The sequence below is a fragment of the Psychroserpens mesophilus genome (assembly GCF_000826645.1).
In the GTDB taxonomy this organism is placed as follows: Bacteria; Bacteroidota; Bacteroidia; order Flavobacteriales; family Flavobacteriaceae; genus Psychroserpens; species Psychroserpens mesophilus.
Genome location: NZ_JXJP01000072.1, coordinates 1 through 240 on the forward strand (window position 1 = coordinate 1; position 240 = coordinate 240).

At 35.4% G+C, this 240-nt stretch carries 1 protein-coding gene; it reads left to right on the forward strand.

The features are described from left to right. Positions 1 to 240 (forward strand): ester cyclase (locus TD18_RS16495; RefSeq protein ID WP_040254925.1); only part of this gene is annotated, 240 nt, incomplete at both ends.

Below are 240 nucleotides of genomic sequence, written 5' to 3' on the forward strand. Positions count from 1 at the left end.
AAAGACCAAATTTTGTATCGTCCTTTTTTGCCGAAGATGGCGAATTAACAGTTAATAAAGGAAAACCAGCCAAAGGAACAGAAGCTATAAATAATGTCGTAAAAGGATTCATGGATGCTTTCCCTGATATGATTGTTTCAATGGATAGCCTGACTACCACATCAGATAAAACCAGATTTCATTGGACACTTGCTGGAACAAATAACGCAACCAATGGAACTGGAAATAAAGTTAAAATTA